The 1,961-nt window shown below is 43.1% G+C and carries 2 protein-coding genes; one reads left to right on the top strand and one right to left on the bottom strand.

The window, feature by feature from the left end:
- Positions 1-946 (bottom strand): hypothetical protein (locus F6K52_RS35775; RefSeq protein ID WP_364421418.1); only part of this gene is annotated, 946 nt, incomplete at its 3' end.
- A gap of 369 nt (positions 947-1,315) precedes the next feature.
- Between F6K52_RS35775 and F6K52_RS35770 the strand changes: the two genes are divergently transcribed.
- The gene (locus F6K52_RS35770; RefSeq protein WP_293089868.1) at positions 1,316-1,942 is read left to right on the top strand and encodes a PEP-CTERM sorting domain-containing protein; all 627 of its coding nucleotides are present in this window, start codon (positions 1,316-1,318) and stop codon (positions 1,940-1,942) included.
- Positions 1,943-1,961 lie beyond the last annotated feature (19 nt).

Below are 1,961 nucleotides of genomic sequence, written 5' to 3'. Positions count from 1 at the left end.
TCCCTGGTCCCCCCTGAATAAACATCACCTGATCATGTTGGCCAGGATTAGTAAGCTGCTGTTTTGCCCAACTTTCTAAGTTAACTGGGTTTGCCTGTTTTTTTACCTTGCCATTGGTGTCGAGTAACTGAGCCTTTAGGGGTACATAGATATCGGGAATTTTAAAGTCTTCACCCAGTACCTTCCACTGTTGATGTCGTAGCGGGTCACTGGGATTAGGGGATATTTGCTCAGTTAGGTAGGCTTCAATGTTGCCATATTTGCGAGTTGGCGCTGTTTGCTGGGCTGCTGCTCTATGGGGGTTGAAACTATTGACTATATCCTTTTGCTCATAGGACAGTAATGAGTCTATACAACCATAGGTGCCCCAAGCTACCCACCCAGTAACCAGGGGAATGGTATTTGGATCTAGTCCTGCTTTTCCCAGGTATTGGGATAATTGCTGATTTAAGGCTTGCCCTAACGTGGATTCAGGGAAGTAGTCCCATGCTTGATCAACTAGCGCCTGATCTAAGTTGAGTTCTCCAAGCTGGTCAATTTGCTGCTTAGCATCGTTATTGATATCGTTACCGGATACTCCAGCACCAATTTTTTCCCTTAACCAGTCATTGTTGCGAACTAAGCTATCAAAGCTCTCGATATAGGCTAAGGGAAACGCGATACCTACCCATTGCTCCGAGGTTAGCTTGTTGTTGGTCTTGGCACCAAACAGCTTTAGCCCTTGGCAGGTGAGTCCCACAAACGATAGCCCTGCCGCAACCGGCGCTAGTGGAGTCAGCAAACCGAGAGCAATCATCAATTCTAAGCTAGCTTTAGAAACCTCTGCCCCAGCTTCAACGGTTTCTCCAGGGGTTCCTAACTCGCGGATGTCAGTGTTGAGAAATTGCCAAACTTGTTTAAGTTTTTCCACTATCTTAGTTTTGCCAAGCCACTGTGTTAGGTTCACACGAACCTAATGTTTTAGTTGCAATTATAGCGGTTCTCAATGGGAGTAGGGAGATGGGGAGATGGGGAGATGGGGAGATGAGGAGATGGAGGTTTTATTAAAATTGTTGGCTAATTTCAAAATTAATTAATTCACTACTATGAAAAACCCTATACTAATCAGGCAATTTGGCATTGTCAATTTTAGGGCTTTTGATAAAGTATTGACATAGATTTTTTAGGTGACTATAATTCAAGCTAACTCTATTAGTTTAACATCAATTAGATAAATCATAATAATTTATCATCACAAAAAAATCCTGTTGACTATTTCCTACCGTTCCCTGTTACCTGTTCCCTATTCTACACATACTGAACGAGGATACTTTCTGTGACTAATCTTTCTCACCAATTCGCTCTTGTGACTACTGCTGTCGCTTTAACTTCTGCTACTGTTGCCGTTTTACCGGCTGATGCTGAGCAGATAATTAACCAAGAATTCAGTGGCGAACTTGAATTGTCGGATTTTCCTAGTTTTCTGCCAGAGCCTCCTCCCGAAACTAGAGATTACGAGGGGTTTGTTGAGTACACTACTGAAGGGGAATTACTCTCTTGGTTTCTTGATGTAGAAGGGTTAGAGCAAGTCGGTTCTGATATTACCCTTGAACCGTTGCCTTCTCCTTTTCCTTCTCCTCTTCCTGTTCCTCCTAGAAACTTTATTACTACCTTTGACGCTACCCCTGATAGTTGGATTCTAGATATCGATTTTGGTAGGGCTGTTGATGCCGGGGCTTATACCCTTATCTGGGACAGAGACTCAGGAATTACCTTTACTCTTGGGGGTTCGCTATTACCTCCAACTATCTATGTTGATCCCAATCCTAATTTTCAGGAAACGATAACCGAGGATCCGTCAAAGCCAGATCCAACCAGTGTGCCTGAACCGACTTCGGGATTAGCGCTGCTGGGAATTACTGCTTTAGGTGCTGGTTCATTGTTGAAAAAAAAGGATAAATAATAAGGGATTATTTTTAAGA

Source organism: Moorena sp. SIO3H5, assembly GCF_010692395.1.
GTDB lineage: Bacteria > Cyanobacteriota > Cyanobacteriia > Cyanobacteriales > Coleofasciculaceae > Moorena.
Note: the sequence above shows the minus strand (reverse complement) of the source record. Positions and strands in the feature narration are given on the sequence as shown.